Source organism: Paenibacillus sp. OT2-17, assembly GCF_009827695.1.
In the GTDB taxonomy this organism is placed as follows: domain Bacteria; phylum Bacillota; class Bacilli; order Paenibacillales; family Paenibacillaceae; genus Paenibacillus; species Paenibacillus polymyxa_B.
Map to the genome: position 1 here is coordinate 1 of NZ_WUDQ01000004.1, position 18471 is coordinate 18471.

An 18471-nucleotide genomic window follows, 5' to 3' on the forward strand; every position below is an offset into this window, starting at 1 on the left:
CAGCAAATGATCTGACAAAGCTGCCAATGACCTGTCATGATCTTCGGGGTGCAGCCGGGATGCCCAGCTGTTTAATACATTGGGGAAGTCCTTTTCGCTCTGATACCCCAGCATAGCGCGAAATTCTTCTGACCATGTGAACGTATTACTTGGATTGACGGGATCACCCGCAACCACCTCCATGTCCCATAAGCCAATCTCTATAGCTTTGGTAACAAGCTTCAGACGAATGTCAACATGTTGAGCATCCTTTTTCATGGACTCAAGCGCTTGGTTGACATTGTTAGCGATTTCTTGAACCTCGGAAGATTTGGATGAAACTTGTATTGCGGCAGAATAATCCTTCTGCTGTATTCTTTGTGAAAGTTTGCGGCTTTCTTCTACTAAAGGAGCAAGTGAGTGGGTCTCATTTTTTTTAAGAAACATATATGCTCTTCCCTTCTAAGCCAATATATAAAACGATATAGTTTAATATCGGAATTTTATTAATAATCATTATAAATAAATCTAAAATTGCATAGGTAATAAGAATCATTTTTATGTCCATATACCTATATATCCATACAAAAAACATCGAAAAATGTCGAAAAAGGAAATATCTTAATAAGTTTGGAAACGAAAAGAACACCTTCGCATTACTTCGCAAAGGTGCCCTTTCTGTTAACTATTCCGTTCATTGCATCTTATTTAATTGAAGCGACGTATTCTTCGCCCTTTTCTTTATCATATTGGCCTTCCCATTTGGACATGACCACAGCGGCAAGCGAGTTGCCTAATACATTGACTACCGTACGCGCCATATCCAGAATGCGATCAATACCAGCGATAAAAGCCAAACCCTCCAGCGGGAGGTTCACTGCTCCAAGTGTAGCGAGCAAAACGACAAAGGAAGCACCCGGCACCCCTGCAATACCTTTGGATGAAATAATCAAAACTAGCACCAGCGTGATTTGTGTCGTGATTGGCAGGTCAATGCCGTACATTTGGGCAATGAAAATCGCAGCCAGTGCCTGATACAGGGTGGAACCGTCCAGATTAAAAGAATACCCAATCGGAATAACAAAGGAAGTAATTCCTTTAGGACATCCGAACTTCTCCATCTTCTCCATGATCTTAGGCAGAACACTTTCCGAACTGGCCGTCGAATATGCAAGCAACAGCTCACTTTTCAAAATTTTAATCATGGTCCAGAGACGGGTACCGCAAAGCTTGGCGATAATTCCAAAAACAATCACAATGAACAGCGCCATGGAGCCGTACACCGACAAAACAAGCTTCAATAATGGCCATAACGAGGCCAATCCAAACTTGGCCACTGTCGTTCCAATCAGTGCGAATACTCCGAACGGAGCCAGGCGCATGACCTGATTGGTTACCCAGAACATGGCGTCGGCTACGCCTTCAAAGAAATTCAGCACGGGCTTGCCCTTGTCACCAATCGCCGCTACCCCTAGTCCAAACAGTACGGAGAAGAATATAATAGCCAGCATATCTCCCTCACCCAGAGCTTGAATAATATTGGTAGGAACAATATGCACAATCGTATCTATAAAGCTATGGCCTGACTTCTCTGCAGTCTCCACATAGGAATGAATATCACTCTTGGCCAGGTGGGACATATCCACGCCGTCACCCGGTCGAACCAAGTTGGCAACAAGCAGTCCGAAAAGGATGGCGATTGTCGTTACAATCTCAAAGTACAGAATAGACTTGCCGCCAAGTTTACCTAGTTTTTTCATGTCTCCCACGCCGGCAACGCCGATAATGAGCGTTGAGATCACAATAGGCACGACAATCATCTTGATCAAGCGGATGAAAATATCGCCGATTGGCTTTAAGTAGACTTCCACCCCTGAATTGCCGTAAAATAAGGCACCAATAATAATACCTAAAGCCAGACCGATAAAGATTTGCATCGTCAAATTAATCTTTTTCACTTCGTGTCCCCCCTGGCTGATTTGTATATTTTTGCAGTATGCTGTTCTTAATATTCAAATGATGTTATTTATACTACAATCTGATCTATAAAAAACGACAATTATCTACAGCCACATTTATTTTTTTCTATAAATTCACAAACTTTAACGGCGAGCCTGTGAATTTAGCTCACATTGCCTTTCTGACTGAATACCCAGGAGGTGAATATGGATGAAGTTGAATACGCTCCTTTTCCTGCTCATGCTTGTATTTGTACCGCTCGCAGGTGAGCTGAATATTCACCCGTTCGCTAATACATTCCGTCTTAGCTTTGGTACGCCTGTATTTTTTTTCTTTCTGTTATCTATTCGTCATATTCCGCCTGCATTATCGGGAGTGCTTGCAGGGATAGCTGTAGTGGCCTTTCGCATCTTACTCAATCATTACACTCAGCCCAGCCTTCCCTTTGAAGAGATGCTGACACTGCACGGCCCTACCTTTTTTTATTACATGGTCTACGGTCTGCTCTTCCAGGTCCTTAACATTAATGCTGAGCCTTACCGCGCGCTCCGCGTGGGCATCCTCTCTGTAGGGATTGAGGTTGCCGCAAGTGTGTCGGAACTTAGCGTCCGGTGGAGCATTGACGGCGATTTCTGGGACATCGTTAAGATCAGCAAAGTAGCTTTCATGGCTATGATCCGCAGCTTCTTCGTGCTTGGGTTTTATAATATGATTCGGTTAAATCAATCGGTTCAGCATGAAGAGGCACAAAGGCAGCAGACAGAGCGAATTTTACTCCTTGTATCGGACTTGTATGAGGAGTCGGTCCAGTTAGGCAAAACGCTGTCACATGCAGAACAAATCACTCGTGAAAGCTACGAGCTGTACCGTGAGCTACAGCAGGATGAATCTTTGAAAGATAGAGAACATTACGCCAGACAGGCACTTCGTATTTCCGGACAGGTTCACGAGATCAAAAAAGACAGCCAGCGGATTTTTGCTGGTTTGTCCAAGCTGATTGATGCCGAAAGCGGAGTCCATTACATGGCTTCTCAAGAGCTTGGGGAGCTAATCATCCGAACGAACAGCAAATACGCCCAATCGCTGGACAAGTCTATTCGTTTTACCCTAGATGTCGATCCTTTGTTACCCAAGCTACATGTTTATACCGTTTTGACACTTATTAATAACCTGACAGCCAATGCGGTTGAAGCAATGAGGGACAACGGAAGGATTGACGTTTCCATTCGTTGTCTCCCGGGAAAAGAGGACATAGCTTCCTTTAGTGTTACCGACAACGGTCCGGGTATTCCTCAGCGGAAACGGGAAACGGTCTTCACACCGGGGTACACGACCAAGTATGATGAGGAAGGACAGCCGTCGACCGGTATGGGATTGTTTTATGTGCGTGAGGTCGCGGAGAGCCTTGAAGGAACGATTGAACTGCAACAGGATGAAGAAGAGAATACAGATAGATTACAGACCACTTTTAGAATTACATTGCCTTTACGGAAACTGACGGAGAAAGGAAGATAGCCCGGATGCGTTTTTATATTGTGGATGACGATCAGGGAATTCGTTCTATGCTGGCAGATATTATTGAAGACGAAGGTCTAGGGGAAGTCATCGGGGAAGCAGAGGATGGTACCTACGTGAATAGCGGCCTCCTGGAGTTGAACCGGATTGATGTATTGCTGATTGACCTGCTGATGCCGCTTCGTGACGGCATTCAGACCGTGCGTGCACTCGGCGATCAATTCAGCGGCAAAATCATTATGATTTCTCGCATCGAATCCAAAAACATGATTGGCGAGGCGTACTCGCTCGGTATTGAATATTATGTGGCCAAGCCTTTGAATCGACTGGAGATTATTGCAGTTATTCATAAGGTGGCTGAGCGTCTGCGCATGCAGCAATCGATTACGGATATCCAGCGCACGCTTCAAGGGTTGTCGATGTTCACATCGAATAACCCAACGGCAACAATTGAACCGACCCGAAACATCGTAACTTCCGGGCAGTTTCTGCTCTCTGAAATGGGGATGATCGGGGAAGCCGGGAGTATGGATCTACTGGACATGCTGGAATTTCTGGACCAGTATGAGGAGGAAACAGGCAATCTATCTCCCTATTTGTTCCCGCCGTTGAAGGATATATTTTCCAATGTGGCGTCCAAACGGTTAGGGGCTTTAGCCTCAGCAGTAGAGCTGAGTAAGGAAATCAAAGCATCGGAGCAACGTGTCCGCCGCGCTATTTTCCAGACGCTAAGCCATATAGTATCGCTCGGATTGACCGACTATACCCATCCTAAATTTGAAAATTATGCATCCAAATTTTTTGATTTTACAGAAATCCGCAAAAAAATGCTGGAGCTGCAAAACAATGTGGAGCCTTCACTGTCCCAAGCCCGCATTAATACGAAAAAGTTCGTACAGGTGCTCTATATGGAAGCAAAACGGCTATTACACTAAGCATTTTGCATAAATCCCAAGAGTATTCACAAATCAGCAATATATAGATCGGAACGGGTTAGTCCGTCTAAATATTGTACCTTCGAGCGTTGGGAATCGAATTATGCAAACTGCTGACATTAAAAGAAAAGCACCTGCATCTCCCCATGCATCTATTACTCGGAGATAAAACAGGTGCCCATCGTTGATGATTCGATATCCCTTTAGTCCAGACTCTTGTCCTGCCACTCCATAGTTTCTAAGAGATCTACACCATCGGACAGCAGACGTTTCAAGACATTCAGTTCTTCCGAGCTATAACGATTTAAAAATTCAAATAACTGCTGCTGTACCTTAACATGCAGTCGTTCATGCACAAGAAAGAGTCTTTTCCCCAACGGGGTTAACCGAAAATAAATTTCTTTCTTGTTGTCGTTAAGCTGGGTTCTGCGAATCCAGCCTTCCTTGATCAGCTTGGTGCTGACTTTCGAAACTGTACCCTTGCTCAGCTCAATTCGATCCGCTAATGTCGTAACATTAATCGGCTCATGCCTCCCAATACAGTCAATGACGTGCACATCCGTCAGATTGAGCGAAGCAATTCCATCAAAATGCTCGTGGATTTCTTCGAGAATAGTCATGCTCTCTCTCTGCTGATGCTGCTCCAGCTGGTGATTCATCTTAATGAGCAAATCATAAACATGCTGAACTGATGTCGCTTTCTCCATACGAACAAATGGTCACTCCTTTGGCATACTCCTCCTTTCATTATAGCCCATTTTTGTTTCATAGAAAACAATATATGTATACGGAAAGCTCCCCTTTAACATTTCCGTATATATACAAAATATATCTATTGTAGATACTTTGTTTCCCTTGAAACAATTTTATTTTAGTGAAATTGAGAATGATTATCAACCTTTTTTTAAAAAGTTATTTCTATTTCACTCCAAACTAAGTAGGTATTTTCATTTTGAAAAATATAATTGTATAATCGTAAAATGAGAATAAGCTAGAAACAAGTTCTCCATAGAAGGGATGATGATACATGTCGGATGCAAACCAATTATTCGGTCAAGCACTGGTTAAATCACTGGTCGGGGAACGTGGACATATTCGAGTAGCTCGGGCTTTACCAGACATCGACGTCGAGCTGGCAGGGAAGAAAAATGCAGAAATGCCTTACAGCATTTACCAACTGCTGAAGCATATGATTTACTGGCAGCAATTTATGTTGGAGCATTTGGAAGGACGGAAGCCCCAGCTTCCGGGGAATGTCATGGAAAGCTGGCCCGAAGAGACTGGACCGCAAAGCGATGAGGCATGGCAGGCTGTTATTAACGAATTTTTACAGGGCGTGGATCAGGCTGTGCAGATTGCCGAAACCGCGCAACTGGATGATTCACTAGCTCATTTCCCAGGTGAAACGAAAGCAGGACTTCTGCGGAATATCGCTTCCCACAATTCATATCATTTGGGTGAAATCGTACTGCTACGCCGGATTTATGGAGCTTGGCCACCACCAGGAGGCGGCTTTCCCGCTTAAGGCAACACCACGCTCTAATCAAGATTTCCCCCATCCGCTGCTTCATACCTCCGTCATTGCATTGGGATTTAGGCACCACGAGGAACTCGCTTGCGTACCCTATATGGGAACCCGCTAACTCGACCTGAAGCCGTTCATCCGTAATCAGGTGCAATCCGAATAACGGTTCCCATGATGCAAGATCAAAGAGAGGTTTCGAGGTTATGGTGAGACACTTATATTTAAATCGTAATATCGCCTGTATGATCGTTATCAGCCTTATTGCTAATATGAGTGGGAGTATGATCCTTCCACTCTTTGCTATTTATGTAGAGCAATTCGGGATATCTACACTCGGCATGAGTATTTTATTTTCTCTGTTTTATGTGGGAAGATTTCTTGGTGGAGGCATGGCAGGACGAATTTATGAAAAGATTGGCGCAAAACGCTTGGGGTTGAGCCTACTCATTGCCGAAATCGCTTGTATGCTCCTGTTTCCGATTGCAACAAGCTTCATCATTCTATCCATACTGAGACTCCTCCAAGGCTTGGTAGCTATAGGGCTAACCGTCTTTGTAAGAGTCACGATCAACCATATGAGCACCGCAGAGAATCGAGGCACACTCAATGGATATATCAGCAGCAGTGAAGGTGCCGGTATGATTTTAGGGCCTCTTATGAGTGGAGCTATTGTTTCTTATTTTTCTTTATCCATTCCGTTTTATTTCGTTGCTATTTTCTCATGTATATCCTTCGTTGCCGTTTCAAGAATGACTTTCCTCAGTTCTCCCTTAAAGCCACAAGAACAGCATTCGCCCCCTCTAAAACCCAAAGGAAAAACCATGTTAACGAAACCGTTACTTGTCTATTCTACCGTTCATTTTCTTGAAATGAGTGCATTCGCTATATTTTTAACGTACTTCTCTGTATATGCAACCTACAAGCTCCATTGGAGTCCCGCAGAAATTAGCTTAGCTTTTACAATTATCGGCATATCAACCTTCATATCAGCACCCTTTATTGGCAAAATATCTGATCTACTTAAGGATCGCTTGATGCTTTGTATCATCGGTCTATTGTTGATCATGGTGGAAATCATCTTATTTCTTTGGTTCACAGAACCATGGATCGTATACTTAGCGATGTTCATCGGAGGTATAGGAGGAGCCAGCTATCTGGATTCCTTTTACTCGCAACTAGGGGATGTTATTCCTGAGGAAAATAGAAGCTCATTTATCGGCAACGTCGTATCTTTGTCCGAATTGGGGGCCATTGTGTCTCCGATCATCGCAGGTGCACTCATGGAACGGTTTAGCATCAACACTCCCTTTTACTACAATTTGATTTTGGTGTTGATCGCTATAGTTATCCAATATGTCATTCGATTCAAGTCGAAATCTATAAGAAAAAGGCCAATTGCATAAGCAACTGGCCTCCTTTCTTTTCATCACAGCTCTAACTCAACTGCAACCCCAAAATGATCCGATACAACTGGTCCTGTCTTCCCGTTCAGTACAACGGTTGAGGATTGAACCTGTGCAGCCTTATTGGAGAAGATAAAGTCAATGCGGAGCGGCTCCGCGTTACTTTCCCAGCCAGCAATAGCTTTAATCACCGTGTGGCCTTCATCACGTACTGCTGCATTCGGATAGGTATCTGACCAGCCGGATTGCAGTACATAGTCATATCCTTCTCCACGTACTTCGGCCGCGTTGTTGAAATCACCCATCATAAACACAGGAGTCGGAGCAAAAGAATTTAGCACTTTGGTTGTACGATCCCATAGTCCACGGAAGGATTCTTCATCATTCCACCAGTTATAATGTCCACTTACAAACCAGGCCTGTACTCCGTCCACCACAGTTTGAATGCCGACAATTTTACGCGAGCGGTAGTTGTCATAATCCTGTAGCGAGGAAACATATTCGTTCACCGTAGCTGTAATCGGTGTTTTGGACAGAATCGCCAAACCCTCGTCGTATTTGGCAAAACCAACATGCGCGGGAGCCCACGTCCAATGATAGGCGTTGGACAATAGCCCGTTCAGCACATAAGCATAGTTATCACGCTTAATGACAACTTCAGGATCTGCGCTATAGTAAGCGCCCAAATCGTCCGGCGACAAAGGAGTCTCTTCCATGGACTGGTTCACTTCCTGCAAAGCAATGACATCAAACTGCTGTTCATCAATAAAAGCAGCCAGTTGCTTTAGCTTATCGTGCTGGTTTTCTTCCATCCAAGCATGTGCATTTAAGGTTAACAACTTCAAAGTAATCACCTGTTGAGTATGTCTTGTATATCTGATTTAAGCACATCAGCCTTCGGTCCGTAAACTGCCTGCACCCCATTATCTACTTTTATCAAGCCCAAGGCACCCAGCGCTTTCCACGTCTTTTCGTCCCCAACGGCATCTGTATCCTTCACCGTCACACGCAGACGGGTCATGCAAGCGTCCACCTCGACAATGTTCTGCTCACCCCCAAGCGTCTTGATGATATCCGTAGCCAGTTGATTTTGAGTGGAAACAGCTGCCACACCCTCTGTCTTCGTATTCCCCACCTCGGAAGTGCCCTGAGGCTCCTCATCCGTATAGTTCCCCAGTCTTCCCGGCGTAGCCATTTTGAATTTACCGATCATAAAATAAGCGATAAAGTAGGTTGCTACCGCAAACACCACACAAGTCAGCACGAAGTTAATAATATCCTGCACCAAACCCGCATTTATAGACAACGGTAATCGGGTCAGCAGTTCAATCATACCAAACGAATGTAAACGCAAATGTATGATGTCGGCCATTCCGAACGCAATACCGGTAAGAACAGCATAAACCACATACAGCACAGGTGCTACGAACATAAACATGAATTCCAGTGGCTCCGTTACCCCTGTTAAAAAGACAGCTGCGGCTGCCGAAAAGATCATCGACTTGTACTTGCTGCGTTTATCTTTGTCTACACGGCGATACATAGCCACCGCTAGTCCCATAAGGATTCCTGCTCCACCGATCATTTGTCCTACCTTGAAGCGGGCAGGCGTCACGCCTTCCAACAAGCTATTGTAGGCTGTCGGATCGGTACCACGAAGCGCACTCAGGTCACTTGCCCAAGCCAGCCACAGCGGGTCTTGCCCGGCAACGACGCTTCCTGCCCCGGAACCCGTAAGTGTCGTGTAAACGCCACCAAGTTGAGTATAGTTAATAGGAACAGTCAGCATATGGTGAAGTCCAAAAGGAATCAGTAGTCTTTCCAGTGTACCATAGACAAATGGCGCTACAAAAGGGGCCGACTCTCCCGAAGTCGCCAACCAAATACCGAACTGATTAATCCCCCCCTGAACAAATGGCCAGATGGCAGACATGATTAAACTTACGATGACAGACCATAAAATCACAACAAAAGGAACAAAACGTTTACCGTTAAAAAAGGCTAAAGCGTCTGGCAGCTTGCGGTAATTGTAGTACTTGTTAAATACCACGGCCCCGACAAATCCGGAGATGATACCAACAAACACACCCATATTAAGTGCAGGCGCCCCTAAGATAGAGGTAAAATAGCCACTAACCGGAATGGATGCACCAAAAAGAGTGTGGGTGGTGGCACCTTCCTGGGTTAGCATTTTCGAGGACACACCCAAAATCGTTCCTGTTGAAATATTAATGAGAATAAAGGCAATTAAGGCAGCAAAAGCCCCGCCCGCTCGTTCCTTAGCCCAGGAACCACCAATCGCCACTGCAAATAGAATGTGTAAATTATTGATAATACCCCAACCCAAATTCTCCATGACCCCGCCGACAGTCAACCAGAAATGGATATCGCCAGCCAACATCGCCACTACTTTACCGAGCGAAATCATAATCCCTGCTGCCGGCATGACAGCAACAACCACTAGCAGTGCTTTCCCGAGCTTTTGCCAAAAATCAAATGATAGAAGTTTTTTCATGCTCCTTCAATCTCCATCCCTTATAGTATGTACAGCGTTGTTCGTACCCTATAAACATTATGCAATCGGTTGCACAATTATTATAATGATATCGCTTTCTATTGGCAATACCCTAATTGTAAATATCTTGGTTAATGATGATGTAAAAACTCGAAAAAGCCGCGAATTTGTTGATTTTCGAGCAATATCGTATGATAGAACATAATATTTCCTGCTTGAGATAGCAAAAGGAGACGAAGACGATGGCAGTAACCATCAAAGATGTCGCAAAACGTGCTAATGTTGCTACTTCCACCGTATCCCGTGTCATTCAAGACAGCCCCAAAATTAGCGAAGCCACCAAGGCACGTGTCCGTAAAGAAATGAAGGCGCTTGGCTATGAACCCAACTATTCAGCTCAGAGTCTAGCTAACCGTGTCACACAGTCGATTGGCATTATTATGCCTGAATCGGATGTGGCAATCTTTCAAAATCCCTTCTTTCCGGAAAGCCTTCGCGGGATCAGCGAATGGGTGAATGAGCACAACTATACACTGTCCATTGTCACAGGAAAAACGAGTGATGAATTGCTATCCCGCGTGAGGCTGATGAGCCGGACCGGACGTGTTGACGGCTATATTGTTCTGTACTCCAAGCAAAAAGATAGCATCGTGGAGTATCTTCATCAAGAAAAAATACCTTACACCGTAATCGGTAAGCCTCAGCAATTTGTCAGTGAAACTACCCATGTAGACAACGATAACTACCAGGCTGCTAAGGATGTGGTCACTTATTTGACTGGGCTGAATCATCAGCGCATTGCTTATGTTGGCGGTGATCATGAACAGATCGTGAATATTGAAAGACTCCGAGGCTACCAGGATGCGCTGCGAGAGGCGGGCTTGCCTCTACCCAAGGAATACGTGGTCAGGGAGCCATTTAATCTAGAGGACATGCGCACATTATTGCAGGCTACCCCGCCGCCTACCGCGATGATCGTTAGCGACGACCTTGTAGCCATGGCAGTACAGAAAATGCTCTCTCAGCTCGGCGTGTCCATGCCAGAGCAGTTATCCATGGTGAGCTTCAATAATCTAATGCTGGCTGAGCTGATGAATCCCCCTCTCACTTCCGTGGATATTGATATCTTCACTCTAGGTTATCAGGCAGCCAAAAGCCTGATTGAAAAAATCGAAGACCCCAAAGAGTTGACCAAACACATCATTGTTCCCCACCGAATTGTGGAACGCGAGTCCAGCCAGGTACTATGATTCTCTGAGGAATGAACAAGAACTGATTTTGTGGAAACCCATAAAATCAGTTTTTTTGCGTTGACAGGGCAAACGGTTGCACTATATACTGAACTCGCTCATATACTGGTTTCGTTAAAACAACGATCTCATTTTCCGAGAGGGGTACACAATCATGGTTTACAACCGATTATTTGACGTAGATAGCTGGAAGCTGACAACACACACTCTACATAGCACACACATGCGATTACAGGAAAGCATAACGTCCATAGGCAACGGTTATATGGGCATGCGTGGCAATTTTGAAGAAGCTTATTCAGGTGATCATCATCAGGGAACTTATATCTCCGGTGTATGGTTCCCCGACAAAACAAAGGTCGGCTGGTGGAAAAACGGCTATCCTGAATATTTTGGCAAGGTCATCAATGCCATGAACTTCATCGGCATCCGTCTGATCGTAAACCAAGAGGAAGTAGACTTATTTACGGCACACGTCAGCGATTTTGTGCAGGAGTTGGACATGAAACAGGGCATCCTGCGACGCACCTGCACCGTGAACGATCAGGTTCGTATCACTACGGAGCGTTTTCTGAGCCTCACCACTCGTGAGCTATGCCTGATTGATTACCAAGCAACGAATATAAGCGAGCAGCCTCTAACCATAGAGCTTGTCCCTTATTTGGACGGCAATACGAAGAATGAAGATACGAACTATGATGAGGTTTTTTGGTTGGAGGAGGCCCGAGAGGTTCAAGAACAATTCATCAGCCTGTCCACAACAACTATAGATAATCCCTTCGGTATTCCGCGCTTTACCGTAAACGCTACCATGGGTATTGTGACCGAGGGACAGGATCTGCAGACGACGGAAGAGAGCTTTTTGTATGCTGCACGCCACTATCAATACAGCGTCGCTCCGGGCGACAGTATCCAGCTGCAAAAAATTGTGGCGGTTACCACCTCACGGGATATGGAAAAGGATGCACTGATTCCACAAGCTGAACGCATCGCTGTGGAGGCTGTGAACAAAGGCTACACCTCCCTCAAGCAGGAGCATGTCGCAGCTTGGGCTCGACGTTGGGACAAAGCAGATGTAGAAATCGAGGGAGATACAGAGGCCCAGCAGGGAATACGCTTTAATATTTTTCAGCTGTTCTCTACGTACTACGGCGAAGATGCCCGTCTAAATATTGGTCCCAAGGGCTTTACAGGTGAAAAATATGGCGGTGCCACCTATTGGGACACAGAAGCATATGCCGTACCTATGTACCTGGCGCTTGCAGACCCGGATGTAACCCGAAATCTGCTGCTGTACCGTCACCAACAACTAGAGGGTGCCAAGCATAACGCAGCCCAGCAAGGGCTACGGGGTGCACTATACCCTATGGTCACTTTTACAGGTGTGGAGTGCCATAACGAATGGGAGATTACCTTCGAGGAGATTCACCGTAATGGAGCCATCGCGTATGCCATTTACAACTACACCAACTATACGGGCGACCTGAGCTATTTACGGGAATATGGAATAGATGTACTGGTCGAAATTAGCCGCTTCTGGGCCGACCGGGTTCACTTTTCCAAAAGCCAGCAGCAGTATATGATCCACGGGGTTACCGGGCCGAACGAATACGAAAATAACGTCAATAACAACTGGTATACCAACACGCTGGCTGCATGGGTTCTGAAATATACATTATCGGTCTTACCTCAAATTTCAGCAGAAAAATCGGAGTATCTAGCAGTTACGGCTGATGAGCTTGCACATTGGCAGGATATCATCACTCACATGTATTATCCCTATGATGAGGAGCGGGAAGTCTTCGTACAGCACGATACCTTTATGGATAAGGATTTGCAGCCTGTATCCTCCCTTGATCCCAGCAACCTTCCACTAAATCAGAAATGGTCATGGGATAAAATCCTTCGTTCCTGCTTCATTAAGCAGGCAGATGTGCTACAAGGGCTGTATTTCTTTGGAGACCAGTTCACGCTGGAAGAAAAAGCGCGCAATTTTGCATTTTACGAGCCAATGACTGTTCATGAATCCAGTCTGTCCCCGTCCATTCACGCCGTGCTGGCTGCCGAACTCAAAATGGAGGAAAAGGCAGTCGAGATGTATAAGCGGACGGCCCGTCTGGATCTGGATAACTACAATAACGATACCGAAGACGGACTTCATATCACTTCCATGACGGGAAGCTGGCTGGCGATTGTACAGGGATTTGCCGGGATGAGAACGTATCGTGAAACATTAAGCTTCTCCCCCTTCCTGCCACAGGGCTGGAACAAATATACGTTTAAAATCAACTATCGCGGTCGCTTGTTAAGTATTCTCGTACAGGAAAATGAAGTAATCATTACCCTGTTGGACGGAGAACCGCTGACGCTGGAGCTGTATGGAGAGCCAACGCACATTACCAGTGGGCAGTCGTTAATGACGAACAGCGTTTCATAAATCGGGCAGACAGGGGGAAACCAAATGAAAGCAGTCATTTTTGATCTGGACGGAGTCATTACAGATACTGCAGAATATCATTTTCAAGCATGGGGCAGCTTGGCGGCAGCGCTGAGCATCCCTTTTGATCGGGAATTTAATGAACAGTTAAAAGGAATCAGCCGTACGGAATCGCTCGACAAAATACTGGCGCGCGGTAACCTGTCCGATAAGTTTTCAGAAGAAGGCAAGCAAGAACTGGCCACACGGAAAAATACGGAGTATCAGCGGCTCATTTCAGCTGTAACGCCCTCGGACATTCTTCCAGGCATTAAAGCGCTACTGACAGAACTTCGTGAAGCCCGAATCGGCATCGCGCTGGCCTCTGCAAGCAAAAATGCAACGTTTATCCTGGAGCGACTGGAGCTAGCCTACTATTTTGACAGTGTGGTGGATGTTACCGCCATTCGGCATGGCAAGCCTGACCCGGAAATTTTCCTCACCGGAGCCGCAAATCTAGGCGTTCAGCCTGCCGAATGTATCGGTATAGAGGACGCACAGGCTGGCATACAGGCGATCAAGGGTGCCGGGATGTTTGCGGTCGGTGTAGGAACACCTTCGCAAATGCAAGGTGCGGATATCGTGGTAGCCACTACTGCCGAGCTTTCTCTGAGCATGTTGGAGTCACATTTTATCAGAGGATGAAAAAGAAAAAAAAGATTATAAGGATCATAAAGACCGACTCTTAATGAATCGGTCTTTTTTGTCTGCTCCAAAAACCAGATGAGATCCGCCGCTAGGTCACCGTCTATTTTCTGTCTGTAAAGGTATACTCTTTTTAACAAACAATTAATGGTTGCTTGGTGAAGATGAATAGCAAATATCATTTTCTTCAGTAGCATCACTATATTGGAGTTTAATTGACAAAAGTGTGTCAGTAGCTATTTGTATATTTCTTCAGAAATAATATCGCCTGTTAAAAATTGATTGGTAATGTTGTAATAGCCCGTCAGGCTAACTGCATCGGGATTAATTTGTAAATCAACTTGCCAGATTTCAACTCCATTTTTGATGGAATTTTGAACGGTTTGCATAACATAACCGCTGTGTTTCCCAGAATTCCCAACTTTGAATCCATTGTTTTCATAAACTAAACAAACAATCAAAATCGCACGTTCATTTATAGATAAACTTCCACTGAGTTCACCCATGTGCTTGATAAAACGTTCAAAAGAATTAAATTCAGCGTTTTTTTTGATTACAATATGATCGCCCATCTCGACATGTAAAGTGGTTAATGGCGTTTTGACCTCTACATAAGTTTGATCCACCAGAAAATCCAGTTTTGAATTACCAAGCTTCGTTTCCCGGATGACTGTCTGGAAATCGCCAATCATATCTTTAAATTGACCACTTGTGATGAAATGTTCGATATACCGATTGGCCGCATTTTGGTTAATCCCAATCCATGACTTCGATTCAACGGATGGTAGATCCAGTGAAATGGCTTCAATGGTGAACTGTGTTTTTCTGTTAGGGTCATTACTACGCGAAACCAGACATGGGATATCATGAAAGACAATGTTTCCTATACTGCCTGTAGCAGGACAATGGCAATCGTGTAGCTCCCCATCCAGTTCAACCATCATAACAAATCGATTTTTCTTTTTTCGAATTACACCCTCAAGAAGAGGAGAAGCAAAATGAAAATGACTGCTTATATTCTCCATTACAGTTAAGCTCCTTCATTTCAGCGATTTTGGATCGTCTACAGAAACCACATGGAACTGTGTACCCCTCATAAAACTATACTGCTCGTCTCCTGACAACAGTGTGTCAGGAGGGTGATGGTAGGACGTATTTTCCGGCGGTGAGGACTGCACTATTGTTACCTTTGATGTTCAATACCGTTTTAATTATCTTTCCGTTTAAAAAGCGCGGGGCAATAATAATCTAGGATGACAACCGGGAATCATTACTTTCTATAGACCAAATTCTGATGGAGAGAACACTACTGACACACAAGTGTCAGTAGTGTTTTTTTATAGTGATTAAAAACAATTAGGTTTATAAATACAACTGAAACACAGGAGGGATGGAAATTGAATAAAACCGAACGGCAATTAGCGATTTTATTGGAGCTACAGCGTAGGAAGGTTCTAAAGGGAGAAGAACTAGCGGAGAAGTTAGAAACCAGTGTACGTACGATTTATCGAGACATTCAGGCTCTTAGTGAATCTGGCGTTCCGATTATCGGTGCACCTGGACACGGCTACTCTTTAATTGAAGGGTATTTCCTACCCCCGATTAGCTTTACGGTGGAGGAAGCGGTCTCCCTTTTACTTGGAGCCGAATTCATTGAACAGCGATTTGATAATCAATATAGTCAAAGTGCTCAGTCCTCTCGGGGAAAAATTGAAGTGATCTTACCTGACCCCATTCGTCATGAAACTGATCGAATCCGCAGTGGTATCCGTTTTCGACTTCAATCTGAAGACCCTGAATTAGGTGAAAGGGAAAAATCCAATATAAAAACGATTCGTATTGCCATGATGGAGGGAAAGAAAATACATTTCAAATATACGAAGCGAATATCGGAATCGGAGAATAGTCGTGAAACGATACGAACAGCCGCACCTTTAGGATTAGTTCTTGTGCAAGGAGGGTGGCTGCTTGTGGCTCAGTGTGATCTCAGAGGAGAGCATCGACATTTTAAAATATCTCGCATGAGTGATGTGAGTACAATGATCGAAAGTTTCGAATTACCTCGGGACTTCAATTTGCATACGTATCGTCCGGCAGATGATCGACATGTAACCATTCGAACCGTATTTAAGCCCGAGGTTGCAGATAAAGTCGATGAATCAAAAATATATTTTATGGAACATGCTGAGCTTCTTCCGAGTGGCTATTATGTAGACTTCCGTGTTCGATATGCTGAGGAATTATTGCATTGGATTTTGAGCTGGGGATCTAATGTTAAAGTATTGAAACCTGAATCCTTTCGAAGTCGTGTCAAAAAAGAAGTGGAAAGTATGTTGAAGAACTACTGACAAACTGTTGTCAGTAGAAGGCTTGTATATTGTAATTATTCCAACTGAAAGCGAGGTATTCAACATGAATACAAATGAAAACAACAATGCACTGGTGATCGCAAAAGCTTATTTTGAAGCGATGGCAAATAAAGATATCGAAAAGCTGATGACGCTGGTTTCGGACAAAGTCACTACGACCTCTCCCTTAGGTAACCTTGAAGGTAGAGAATCATTCCAAAATTTTGCAGAAGGATTTGCCCGGATGATTAACAAGCTAACACTCATTACAGCATTTGGAGATAATAAGGAGGCTGTGATCGTATATCATTCCAACACTATTCCAGTTCCGGATGCAACGGTTGCCGAATACATCGTCGTAGAGGATAACAAGATTTCCTCCGTTCAAGTGATCTACGATGGAACACCTTTTGCTGCTTACGCTGCAACTCAATCCAAACACTAAACCATTGGATCTATATAAATAATAAGCTTTGATACTTGAAAGGAAGAACCTACTGTGAACCAAAATAATACATCTAATTTTGAGAACGCGGAAGAAGTTATTGAGAAAATATTGCGTGAACGACATGCTACCAAAGAGTATAAAACAAACGTAATCATCCCAGAAGAAACGTTGAATGAAATTTTTGAACTTGCCGCGACAGCTCCTTCAGCCTGGAATCTTCAACACTGGCGCTTTCTGGTTATCCAGAATCAAGAACAAAAAGATCGAATCAAACCGATCGCCTATGGACAGCAACAGATTTCAGATGCTTCTGCTGTTGTTGTCATTCTCGGTGATCTTGAGGCAAACCGAACTGGCAGAGAAATGTATAACCGTCTTTATGAGTCAGAATTCATCTCGAAAGCAGTGCGAGACATCTTGTTCTCCCAAATCGAAGGAGGCTATCAAAGCCCTCAATTCGCTAGGGATGAAGCAAACAAAAATGCAGCTCTCGCAGCTATGCAACTCATGTTAGCTGCCAAGTCGAAAGGCTACGATAGTGGTCCAATAGGTGGATTTAATCCTGCAGGACTGCTTGAAGCTCTGAATATTCCTGGGCGGTTTATCCCTGTCATGATTGTCACCCTTGGTGTAGCCGCAACCCCTGCACGTCCAACAACACGTTTCTCCCTTAATGAATTAGTTATTCATGAATCCTTTTAAGTATTCGCGACAAAGAACCATCTGTCTCAAGATGGTTCTTTTTAGTTCATTCTGCAAGAAGGCAACCAGCCTAATAACCTATTACAACAAAAAAACGAATACCAAGGCTGGTTACATCTTCGAGCTTATCCCCGCATCCTCACGCAGCCACTGAAGCACATCTCGCTGGTTATCTGGTGAGACACCGTGATCCGTCGGGTATGTTTTGAATGTGGAGTGAGAAGTCCTGGTCTGGAAATATGCCGCCGTCTCATGGCCGATGCTCACTGGAAATACAGAATCGTATTCGCCGTGGGAAATAAATACGGACACGTCCTCTATGCTTTGCAGCGCGTATTCTGTTTTCACAAAATCAGGTACATAGCCGTTCAACGCTACAATCCCCTTCAACTGATTGCCAAGGGTAAGCGCAAGTGACATCGACAAAATCGCTCCCTGACTGAAGCCGAGGAAATACCGTTTACTAGGATCAACCGGATATTTATCTGTGGCATACTGTACGAACGCCTGAAGCTGTTCAATAGACCGATCAAACTGCTCACGCAGCGGATTACCCAGACTTTTCAGCTCATAATATTGGAATCCTCCACTCATGGGAAGGTCTCCACGAATGCCGATGATAATAAATTCCTCTGACAACGGCCCTACAACTCCGAACATATCCTGCTCATTGGACCCTTTCCCATGCAGTGTAAAAATGGTTGGATACTTACGGTTGGGATCAAGCTGGCTGGGCAGGTGAATATCATAGCTATATAAAGACGACATATT

17 protein-coding genes and 1 pseudogene are annotated in these 18471 nt (G+C 44.6%); 11 read left to right on the forward strand and 7 right to left on the reverse strand.

Going from position 1 to position 18471, the window contains the following annotated elements; all coding sequences use genetic code 11:
* Both GRP75_RS02345 and GRP75_RS02350 read right to left on the reverse strand, forming a co-directional pair.
* Positions 1–426: PAS domain-containing protein (locus GRP75_RS02345; protein WP_160788518.1), on the reverse strand; the 426-nt coding region annotated here is incomplete at its 3' end.
* A gap of 257 nt (positions 427–683) precedes the next feature.
* Positions 684–1937, reverse strand: coding sequence for a cation:dicarboxylate symporter family transporter (locus GRP75_RS02350; protein ID WP_023986561.1), 1254 nt, complete (start codon positions 1935–1937; stop codon positions 684–686).
* 211 nt (positions 1938–2148) lie between these two features.
* On the opposite strand from GRP75_RS02350, the gene GRP75_RS02355 reads away from it, so the two are divergent.
* Positions 2149–3453: a sensor histidine kinase gene (locus tag GRP75_RS02355; RefSeq protein WP_160788519.1), complete on the forward strand. Its 1305-nt coding sequence runs from the start codon at positions 2149–2151 to the stop codon at positions 3451–3453.
* A gap of 5 nt (positions 3454–3458) precedes the next feature.
* A complete protein-coding gene (locus GRP75_RS02360; protein WP_160788520.1) occupies positions 3459–4388 on the forward strand; it encodes a response regulator in 930 nt (309 codons plus the stop codon).
* A 203-nt stretch (positions 4389–4591) separates the two neighbouring features.
* Here the strand turns inward: GRP75_RS02360 and GRP75_RS02365 are convergent, their stop codons facing one another.
* Complete coding sequence (locus tag GRP75_RS02365; RefSeq protein ID WP_076265112.1) at positions 4592–5095, reverse strand: MarR family transcriptional regulator; 504 nt, start codon at positions 5093–5095, stop codon at positions 4592–4594.
* A 320-nt stretch (positions 5096–5415) separates the two neighbouring features.
* Between GRP75_RS02365 and GRP75_RS02370 the strand changes: the two genes are divergently transcribed.
* Positions 5416–5913, forward strand: coding sequence for a DinB family protein (locus GRP75_RS02370; protein WP_075153559.1), 498 nt, complete (start codon positions 5416–5418; stop codon positions 5911–5913).
* A 203-nt stretch (positions 5914–6116) separates the two neighbouring features.
* A complete protein-coding gene (locus GRP75_RS02375) occupies positions 6117–7316 on the forward strand; it encodes an MFS transporter (protein WP_068938350.1) in 1200 nt (399 codons plus the stop codon).
* A 23-nt stretch (positions 7317–7339) separates the two neighbouring features.
* On the opposite strand, the gene GRP75_RS02380 is transcribed toward GRP75_RS02375, so the two are convergent.
* Together GRP75_RS02380 and GRP75_RS02385 are read right to left on the reverse strand one after the other, a co-directional pair.
* On the reverse strand, positions 7340–8161 hold the full coding sequence (locus GRP75_RS02380; protein ID WP_028541917.1) for an endonuclease/exonuclease/phosphatase family protein: 822 nt from the start codon (positions 8159–8161) through the stop codon (positions 7340–7342).
* A gap of 5 nt (positions 8162–8166) precedes the next feature.
* Entirely contained in the window at positions 8167–9831 is a 1665-nt protein-coding gene (locus tag GRP75_RS02385; RefSeq protein ID WP_160788521.1) for a PTS transporter subunit IIBC, read from the reverse strand.
* Between the two features lie 242 nt (positions 9832–10073).
* Between GRP75_RS02385 and GRP75_RS02390 the strand changes: the two genes are divergently transcribed.
* From GRP75_RS02390 to pgmB, 3 genes are all read left to right on the forward strand, one after another.
* Positions 10074–11081 carry a LacI family DNA-binding transcriptional regulator gene (locus GRP75_RS02390; RefSeq protein WP_028541915.1) on the forward strand — a complete coding sequence of 336 codons (1008 nt, stop codon included), beginning with the start codon at positions 10074–10076 and terminating at the stop codon, positions 11079–11081.
* A 154-nt stretch (positions 11082–11235) separates the two neighbouring features.
* Positions 11236–13518 carry a glycoside hydrolase family 65 protein gene (locus GRP75_RS02395; RefSeq protein WP_160788522.1) on the forward strand — a complete coding sequence of 761 codons (2283 nt, stop codon included), beginning with the start codon at positions 11236–11238 and terminating at the stop codon, positions 13516–13518.
* 24 nt (positions 13519–13542) lie between these two features.
* Positions 13543–14202, forward strand: coding sequence for a beta-phosphoglucomutase (gene pgmB, locus GRP75_RS02400; protein ID WP_028541913.1), 660 nt, complete (start codon positions 13543–13545; stop codon positions 14200–14202).
* Positions 14203–14438: 236 nt separating this feature from the next.
* Here pgmB and GRP75_RS02405 read toward each other — a convergent pair whose 3' ends face one another.
* The gene (locus GRP75_RS02405; RefSeq protein WP_160788523.1) at positions 14439–15227 is read right to left on the reverse strand and encodes a DNA/RNA nuclease SfsA; all 789 of its coding nucleotides are present in this window, start codon (positions 15225–15227) and stop codon (positions 14439–14441) included.
* Positions 15228–15364: 137 nt separating this feature from the next.
* Between GRP75_RS02405 and GRP75_RS29455 the strand changes: the two are divergent.
* The 4 genes and pseudogenes from GRP75_RS29455 to GRP75_RS02420 form a co-directional block, all read left to right on the forward strand.
* Positions 15365–15442: pseudogene (locus GRP75_RS29455) on the forward strand (hypothetical protein); the annotation flags it as partial.
* A 157-nt stretch (positions 15443–15599) separates the two neighbouring features.
* Complete coding sequence (locus GRP75_RS02410) at positions 15600–16550, forward strand: helix-turn-helix transcriptional regulator (RefSeq protein ID WP_028541912.1); 951 nt, start codon at positions 15600–15602, stop codon at positions 16548–16550.
* Between the two features lie 64 nt (positions 16551–16614).
* On the forward strand, positions 16615–16995 hold the full coding sequence (locus tag GRP75_RS02415; RefSeq protein ID WP_028541911.1) for a nuclear transport factor 2 family protein: 381 nt from the start codon (positions 16615–16617) through the stop codon (positions 16993–16995).
* Between the two features lie 54 nt (positions 16996–17049).
* The gene (locus tag GRP75_RS02420; protein ID WP_023986548.1) at positions 17050–17700 is read left to right on the forward strand and encodes a nitroreductase family protein; all 651 of its coding nucleotides are present in this window, start codon (positions 17050–17052) and stop codon (positions 17698–17700) included.
* Between the two features lie 111 nt (positions 17701–17811).
* On the opposite strand, the gene GRP75_RS02425 is transcribed toward GRP75_RS02420, so the two are convergent.
* Positions 17812–18468, reverse strand: a complete 657-nt coding sequence (locus GRP75_RS02425; RefSeq protein ID WP_028541909.1) for an alpha/beta hydrolase — start codon at positions 18466–18468, stop codon at positions 17812–17814.
* Positions 18469–18471: the final 3 nt, after the last annotated feature.

Excerpts from the sequence above, each read along its gene's own strand:
- GRP75_RS02405 (WP_160788523.1), bottom strand. The coding sequence starts at position 15,227 with ATGGAGAATATAAGCAGTCATTTTCATTTTGCTTCTCCTCTTCTTGAG.
- GRP75_RS02415 (WP_028541911.1), top strand. The coding sequence starts at position 16,615 with ATGAATACAAATGAAAACAACAATGCACTGGTGATCGCAAAAGCTTAT.
- GRP75_RS02395 (WP_160788522.1), top strand. The coding sequence starts at position 11,236 with ATGGTTTACAACCGATTATTTGACGTAGATAGCTGGAAGCTGACAACA.
- GRP75_RS02385 (WP_160788521.1), bottom strand. The coding sequence starts at position 9,831 with ATGAAAAAACTTCTATCATTTGATTTTTGGCAAAAGCTCGGGAAAGCA.
- GRP75_RS02365 (WP_076265112.1), bottom strand. The coding sequence starts at position 5,095 with ATGGAGAAAGCGACATCAGTTCAGCATGTTTATGATTTGCTCATTAAG.
- GRP75_RS02360 (WP_160788520.1), top strand. The coding sequence starts at position 3,459 with ATGCGTTTTTATATTGTGGATGACGATCAGGGAATTCGTTCTATGCTG.
- GRP75_RS02425 (WP_028541909.1), bottom strand. The coding sequence starts at position 18,468 with ATGTCGTCTTTATATAGCTATGATATTCACCTGCCCAGCCAGCTTGAT.
- GRP75_RS02355 (WP_160788519.1), top strand. The coding sequence starts at position 2,149 with ATGAAGTTGAATACGCTCCTTTTCCTGCTCATGCTTGTATTTGTACCG.
- GRP75_RS02390 (WP_028541915.1), top strand. The coding sequence starts at position 10,074 with ATGGCAGTAACCATCAAAGATGTCGCAAAACGTGCTAATGTTGCTACT.
- GRP75_RS02375 (WP_068938350.1), top strand. The coding sequence starts at position 6,117 with ATGGTGAGACACTTATATTTAAATCGTAATATCGCCTGTATGATCGTT.
- GRP75_RS02370 (WP_075153559.1), top strand. The coding sequence starts at position 5,416 with ATGTCGGATGCAAACCAATTATTCGGTCAAGCACTGGTTAAATCACTG.
- pgmB (WP_028541913.1), top strand. The coding sequence starts at position 13,543 with ATGAAAGCAGTCATTTTTGATCTGGACGGAGTCATTACAGATACTGCA.